This is a genomic window from Streptomyces ipomoeae 91-03 (assembly GCF_000317595.1).
Taxonomy (GTDB): Bacteria; Actinomycetota; Actinomycetes; order Streptomycetales; family Streptomycetaceae; genus Streptomyces; species Streptomyces ipomoeae.
Genome location: NZ_AEJC01000650.1, coordinates 26,080 through 32,454, shown reverse-complemented (window position 1 = coordinate 32,454; position 6,375 = coordinate 26,080). Strand labels below are relative to the sequence as shown.

At 69.9% G+C, this 6,375-nt stretch carries 8 protein-coding genes and 2 pseudogenes; 7 read left to right on the top strand and 3 right to left on the bottom strand.

Annotated elements, in window-relative coordinates; genetic code table 11:
- Positions 1-184 precede the first annotated feature (184 nt).
- Positions 185-493: pseudogene (locus STRIP9103_RS42960) on the bottom strand (thiamine pyrophosphate-dependent enzyme); the annotation flags it as partial.
- A 287-nt stretch (positions 494-780) separates the two neighbouring features.
- Here STRIP9103_RS42960 and STRIP9103_RS53305 point away from each other — a divergent pair.
- The 7 genes from STRIP9103_RS53305 (at position 781) to STRIP9103_RS50455 (ending at position 5,147) form a co-directional block, all read left to right on the top strand.
- Positions 781-1,077, top strand: a complete 297-nt coding sequence (locus STRIP9103_RS53305) for an SsgA family sporulation/cell division regulator (RefSeq protein WP_009340812.1) — start codon at positions 781-783, stop codon at positions 1,075-1,077.
- The gene (locus STRIP9103_RS53300; protein ID WP_009340818.1) at positions 1,074-1,211 is read left to right on the top strand and encodes a hypothetical protein; all 138 of its coding nucleotides are present in this window, start codon (positions 1,074-1,076) and stop codon (positions 1,209-1,211) included. Before STRIP9103_RS53305 ends, STRIP9103_RS53300 begins: the two co-directional genes overlap by 4 nt.
- Positions 1,212-1,300: 89 nt before the next feature.
- A complete protein-coding gene (locus STRIP9103_RS42950; RefSeq protein ID WP_009340894.1) occupies positions 1,301-2,398 on the top strand; it encodes an LLM class flavin-dependent oxidoreductase in 1,098 nt (365 codons plus the stop codon).
- On the top strand, positions 2,395-3,168 hold the full coding sequence (locus STRIP9103_RS42945; RefSeq protein ID WP_009340807.1) for a CE1759 family FMN reductase: 774 nt from the start codon (positions 2,395-2,397) through the stop codon (positions 3,166-3,168). The genes STRIP9103_RS42950 and STRIP9103_RS42945 overlap by 4 nt, the downstream gene beginning before the upstream one ends.
- A gap of 201 nt (positions 3,169-3,369) precedes the next feature.
- Positions 3,370-3,477, top strand: a complete 108-nt coding sequence (locus tag STRIP9103_RS53295; protein ID WP_319660752.1) for a WhiB family transcriptional regulator — start codon at positions 3,370-3,372, stop codon at positions 3,475-3,477.
- Positions 3,478-3,707: 230 nt separating this feature from the next.
- A complete protein-coding gene (locus tag STRIP9103_RS42940; protein ID WP_009340864.1) occupies positions 3,708-4,502 on the top strand; it encodes a helix-turn-helix domain-containing protein in 795 nt (264 codons plus the stop codon).
- A 207-nt stretch (positions 4,503-4,709) separates the two neighbouring features.
- Complete coding sequence (locus STRIP9103_RS50455) at positions 4,710-5,147, top strand: alpha/beta hydrolase fold domain-containing protein (RefSeq protein WP_052315616.1); 438 nt, start codon at positions 4,710-4,712, stop codon at positions 5,145-5,147.
- Between the two features lie 12 nt (positions 5,148-5,159).
- Here STRIP9103_RS50455 and STRIP9103_RS53705 read toward each other — a convergent pair.
- Positions 5,160-5,435 (bottom strand): annotated as a pseudogene (locus STRIP9103_RS53705) (AAA family ATPase); the annotation flags it as partial.
- A 122-nt stretch (positions 5,436-5,557) separates the two neighbouring features.
- Entirely contained in the window at positions 5,558-6,136 is a 579-nt protein-coding gene (locus tag STRIP9103_RS42925; protein WP_009340820.1) for a Dps family protein, read from the bottom strand.
- Between the last annotated feature and the right edge of the window lie 239 nt (positions 6,137-6,375).

Here is a 6,375-nt window from a genome sequence, read left to right as displayed (position 1 = left end):
GGGGCGTGGTGCGTGCGATCGCAAGGCGCCGGAAGGCCCTCGTAGCGGAGCTACTAGGGCATTTCGGCAACGCGGCGAGCGTGCGTGCCACGCCCCGCGAGCCCAGATCACAACCCCACACAGGCCCTAGGTGCGAGGTGGGACGGCGAAGGCCGTTCGGGTGCGTCGGTTCGGGGCGGCCGGTTCACGGGCGCGGGACGTTGCGCAGATTCGCGCGCGCCAGATGGACCATGCGTCCGACGCCGCCGGTGAGGACGGTGCGGCTCGCGGACAGCGCGAATCCGGTGACCTGTTCGGCGGTGATCTTCGGCGGGATGGCGAGGGCGTCGGGGTCCGTGACCACGTCGACCAGTACGGGGCCGTCGTGGGCGAAGGCCTCGCGCAGGGCGTCACGCACCTCGGCGGGCTTCTCCACCCGGATGCCCCGGGCACCGGCCGCGCGGGCGATGGCCGCGAAGTCGGTGTGAGGGTAGGCGGTGCCGTGCGGTGGCAGCCGTCGACCATCATTCAGGGGGGTCGCCCACAAGGTCGCAGCCAGGCTAGGAGCGCGCCGAACGAGCCATTTGCCCCAGCGTGTACCGGCCGCAGCCCGACAGTGCACCAGCCGTGTCGATGCGACTCCGCCAGGGCAGTGAGCCGGGTGCGCCGGGACCGTCACGACGTGCCGCGGCAGCGGTGCTTTCCCGGGCAACGGCCTGTGCGTTCCACGACAAACCACCCGTGCAGCCCGTGCCTAGGGTGCTGAGGAGGAAACGCTCTTCTCAGTTTTTCGAGGCTTCAATGGAACTGCATTCCGGCACTGTCACCCGCGCTGTCACGGCGCATGTCAGACCTCTCAACAGGCCGCCGCTTCCGCTGCCCGCGGAACTGCGGTACCGCGTCACCGATCCCTACGCCGTCGGTATGTCCCTCGGCCCCTTGATCGGCCCACGCATTCCGTGGGTGTTCGCCCGCGACCTCCTGGCCGGGGGGCTGCGGCGCCCCACGGGCTCCGGCGACGTCCTGGTGCTGCCCGCGCACGGCCACCCCCGGACACCCTCCGCGTCGTCCTCAGGAACGGGTCGGGTACGGCCTTGATCGAGCTGCCGGTGACGGAGGTAGCGGACTTCCTCCAGCGGACCTTTTCCCTGGTGCCTGCCGGGGTGGAAAGCACGTATCTGGACGTGGACGGCGCCCTCACCTCCCTCCTGGAGAAAAGTGCCCGTCCCTGACTCGTGGCCCCGCGTTGTCATGTGCGACTCATATGCGACGACCAATGCCGCATCCCCAGTACCGAGTACGTCATCGAAAGGAATCAGCAATGCAGTTCGGGATTTTCAGCGTCGGTGATCTCACCGTCGATCCGACGACCGGGCGTGCGCCGAGTGAGCACGAGCGGATCAAGGCGATGCTCGCCATCGCGCTCAAGGCCGAGGAGGTCGGCCTCGACGTCTTCGCGACTGGCGAGCACCACAACCCGCCGTTCGTGCCGTCCTCTCCGACGACGATGCTCGGCTACATCGCCGCCCGCACCGAGAACCTGATCCTGTCCACCTCGACGACGCTGATCACGACGAACGACCCGGTGAAGATCGCCGAGGACTTCGCGATGCTCCAGCACGTCGCGGACGGCCGCATGGACGTGATGATGGGCCGCGGCAACACCGGCCCGGTCTATCCGTGGTTCGGCAAGGACATCCGGGACGGCATCGACCTCGCCATCGAGAACTACGCGCTCCTGCGCCGCCTGTGGGACGAGGACGTGGTGACCTGGGAGGGCAAGTTCCGTACGCCGCTGCAGTCGTTCACCTCCACCCCGCGCCCGCTCGACGGTGTCGCACCGTTCGTCTGGCACGGCTCCATCCGCTCCCCGGAGATCGCCGAACAGGCCGCGTACTACGGCGACGGCTTCTTCCACAACAACATCTTCTGGCCCGCCGGCCACACCAAGCAGATGGTGAACCTCTACCGGAGGCGCTTCGCCCACTACGGGCACGGCACCCCGGAGCAGGCCGTCGTCGGCCTCGGCGGCCAGGTGTTCATGCGCAAGAACTCCCAGGACGCGGTCCGCGAGTTCCGCCCCTACTTCGACAACGCCCCGGTCTACGGCCACGGCCCGTCCATGGAGGAGTTCACCCGCGACACCCCGCTGACCGTCGGCTCCCCGCAGCAGGTCATCGAGCGGACTTTGTCCTTCCGTGGCTATGTGGGCGACTACCAGCGCCAGCTGTTCCTCATGGACCACACCGGGCTGCCCCTCAAGACCGTCCTGGAGCAGCTCGACATCCTCGGCGAGGAGGTCGTCCCGGTGCTGCGCAAGGAGTTCGCCGGCCTCAAGCCCGCCGGCGTCCCCGACGCGCCCACCCACGCCGCCCGCGTCGCCGCCAAGACGACCACCGCCGAAGGGAGTTCCCGGTGAAGCTCGTCGTCGTGGCGGCAGGGCTGAGCTCCCCGTCGTCCACCCGGCTCCTGGCCGACCGCCTCGCCGCGGCCACGCTCGACCATGTGGACGCCGAGGTCGAGGTGGTCGAACTGCGCGACCTCGCCACCGAGATCGCCCAGCATCTCGTCACCGGCTTCCCGGCCGCCCGGCTCGCCGCCGCGCTCGACGCGGTGGCCGCCGCGGACGGCCTGATCGCCGTCACGCCGGTCTTCTCCGCGTCCTACAGCGGCCTGTTCAAGTCGTTCTTCGACCTCATCGACAAAGACGCCCTGACCGGCAAGCCCGTGCTCGCCGGCGCGACCGGCGGCACCGCCCGCCACTCCCTGGTCACCGAACACGCCCTGCGCCCCTTGTTCACCTACCTGCGCGCGCTCGTCCTGCCGACCGCCGTGTACGCGGCGTCCGAGGACTGGGGCGAAGAGGGCCTCGCCCACCGCATCGCCCGCGCGGGCACCGAGTTGGCCCGCTTCATGACCTCCACCGGAACCGAGGCCACCGGCAGTTCCCCGGGCCCCGGAACCGAAACCACCGCCCCCGGCCCGGGCCCCGGCAGAGTCCCCGCCCCCGCCACGGCCCCCGACGTCGACACCACCGCGGCGATCGCACCCCGCTCCCTGCACGGCGCGATCACTTCGGTCGACCCCACCGACGGGTTCGGCGCCGCTCTGGTCCCCTTCGAACAGCGGCTCGCCGCGCTGAGCCGGTTCTCAGGCGGTACGCGAACACGTCCGGCGGCAGACTCGTGAGCCCCCGCCGCCAGGGACGCCGCAGCGGCCGGACGGGACTGATGAGGGCGCTGACGAAGCCCTTGCTGCACATGTGGGACTGGCAGGGCAAGGCCGCGTGCCGAGGCATGGACAGCGCGGTCTTCTTCTCTCCCAGCGGCGAGCGGGGCACGGCGCGCAGGCGTCGGGAGGAGGCGGCGCGCGATCTGCCGCGCCTGTCCGGTGAGCGGCCCGTGCGCCCGCTTCGCTGTGGCCTCGCGGCAGCAGTACGGCGTCTGGGGCGGGATCACCGAGGCCGAACGCCGCTCAGGGGATGCGGTCGCGGGCTGACGGTGCCCGGCCTGCCAACGGACAGTCACATCGCCAGTCGACTGACAGATGCCTGCAGGACAGACGCTCGGCAGAGTAGAGGACATGAGGCCGTCGTCGGCGGCATGACCTCGACCCTGGACTCGGCGCAGGCAACACCGATGCGACACCGACCACGGTGTGCGTACGGTGTCCCGGAGCACGGGCCGCGACGCGACAGGGCCGCTATCGCATCGAGCGGAGAACTCCTCATGTCCACACTGCCCGGGCTCACCCATACCCTCTCGCCGCTGCCGCACGCAGAAGACGACCAGTTCTTCCGGTTGGGGCTGGCCGAGAAGGACTCTGTCGCGACGACCCGGGACGGAGGCCGTATCGTCATGAGACCGGGCGACCTCATCTTCTGTGATCCGGGACGACAACGCTCGCCGAGGTTTCCGGACGCCTGCGGCATGACGGTCTTCCGGCTGCCACGCTCCTATCTGGAACTCTCGGAAGCTGACTGGGACCAGCTCACCGGAACGAGGGTCGCGGGCGATGCGGGACTGGGCGGGCTGGTCTCGGACTTCCTGTCGGTGTTGTCCGCCGGGGCCAGCACGCACGCGCCTCAGGTGATTCACCAACTGACCCGCAACACCGTCGATCTCCTGGTCGTCCTCGTCATGGAACTCCTGCAAGGGGCGCAACGGAACGATCCGGCGGTGCCGCACGCCCGCGACGAGATGCTCTCCCAGGTCCGCGCCTACATCGAACAGCATCTGCCGGACCCCGATCTGTCCCCGCAGTCGATCGCACGCGCGAACCATATTTCCGTGCGCTACCTGCACAAGCTTTTCCAGGCCGACGGCATCACCGTGGGGCAGTGGGTGCGGCAGCGTCGGCTGGACTGCTGCCGGCGTGATCTGAGCAAGGCGCCGAACCGCAGGATCACCGTGGCGGCGGTGGCGCACCGCTGGGGGTTCACCAGCGCGGCCCACTTCAGCCGTGTCTTCCGGGCCGCCTACGGCATGACTCCGACCGACTGGCAGGCGCTGGCCTCCTCATAGGCCGGTCCGACGCGCTGCCATTGCGCGCTCCGTTCGTGCACTCCTGGACCATCGCCTTGTGCACTCCTGGACCATCGCCCGGCTCGCGGCGGCATATCGTGGCAAGGCAGTGGCTCCCGCGCCCGCTTACGGGTCGGCACGGTGGTGCCGGAGCGACCGGCATCCCGGCACGTCCACGGAAGCACGTACGGAGAACTGACATGTCTGATGCCGTCGAGCCGGTCCGGCCCGTGCTGGAGGCGGCTGCCGCCACGTCCGCCCTACCTGTTCGAGCTGACGCCGGTGAAGGGCCGTAGGGCGGTCGACGAGGTGCAATCCGGCGACATCGCTCTGCCGGCGGTGGACAAGGAGTGGGTGATGGTGCCGGGCCGGCCCACGGGCACTGTCCGGGCGTGTGTCGTCCGGCCCCCCGGGGCCACGGGCGCGCTGCCGGTGGGGGTGGAGGCCGCGGTGGTGTTCCCGGAGTACGACCTGTCGCCCGAGGCCCGCTACCCGGTGGCGATCGAGAGAACCCACGCGGTGGCCCGGTGGATCGCCGATCAGCTCCAGAGCGGCCAGTCCGACCGAGAACATGGCGGGGGCGACGCTGTCGTTCATGCCGAAGGCCGCGAACAGGGCCTGTCGCTGCGGTTCCAGCAGCGCTGAGGCGTGGTCGAGGAGGAACGGGCTGAGCAGTTGGTGGAGCCCCGCGAAGGGCACGGTCGCCTCCGACTGCACGCCGAGCGCCGACAGGACGCGACCGCCGCGTGCGGTGGCTTCCTCCCGGGCGGCGTCGAGCACCGCGGTCTTCCCGATCCCCGCCTCGCCGCGCAGCAGCAGAGCACGACCGGCACCCTCGAAACTGCGGGAGAGGACATCCGCGAGGATCCGCAGGTCAAGGAGGCGAAGGGGCGGTGGACGGGTCGGACGGGCGGGGGCCAAGTGGGCGTTCACCGGTGGGCGACGTCACGGGAGCGGTGCGGGAGTCTGGCGCGGGGGCGCGGTGCAGTGCGGTCCTGCCGCTACGCCCCCGCATGATCCGGACCGATGTGCGGCTGTAGGGGATCCGTCGTGGCTCAGGAACGGACAAGCGGGGTGTCCACCAGGTGCTCCGCCAGGAACCAGGACTGGAGTTCACCGGTCCTGATCACCTGGGAGACGAAGAGGTCGTTCGTGCCGTCGTCGCCCAGCTCGGCGGTGCGCTTCGCGGCGTCGTGGGCGTCGACGAGGATCGTCTCATGGGCCTCCAGCAGGCGGGAGAGCATCGCGGGGACCTCTTCCACGCCGTCCGGGGGACGCGGGATGGAGGTGATCTCGGCGACGTGCCGGGGGTCGCCCACCGCGACTCCGCCGAGTGACTGGACACGCTCGGCGAGGGTGTCGATGAGCTCCAGCTGCTCCCCCGCGTGCTTGTCCAGCACCAGGTGCAGCTGGTAGAAGGTCGCGCCGCGCATCAGCCAATGGTGCTTCTTGTAGAGGCCGTAGAGGATCTGGGTGTCCGCCAGGGCCCTGTTCAGACGCTGGCACGAGTACATCCGGGCCTCGTACGAGAGGCCGACCGGAAACTGCTTGACCGACCCGAACTCCTGGATGACCTCGCCCTTCTGGTGCAGCCACGGCTGGCTTCCGTTGCCGGGGTGAGAGCTGGTGGTCATGATCCGCCTCCTGCGGTCCGTGCGGTGTGTACGCCGTGACGGTAGGCGGGGGCGACCGCGTGTGGTTGCCCCTGAGTGCATGCCCCGGTGCCCGTCAGCACACGGCATCCGGTGGGCGTCGGAACCGTTCACTGTCGGGCAAGAGCCCGTGCGCCTGCGGGCTCCTGTCGCGCTGCGGGCCGCCTAGCGTCGGCGGACGACGGCATTTGCGACGAGGAGCGGGAGTTCGGATGAACGAG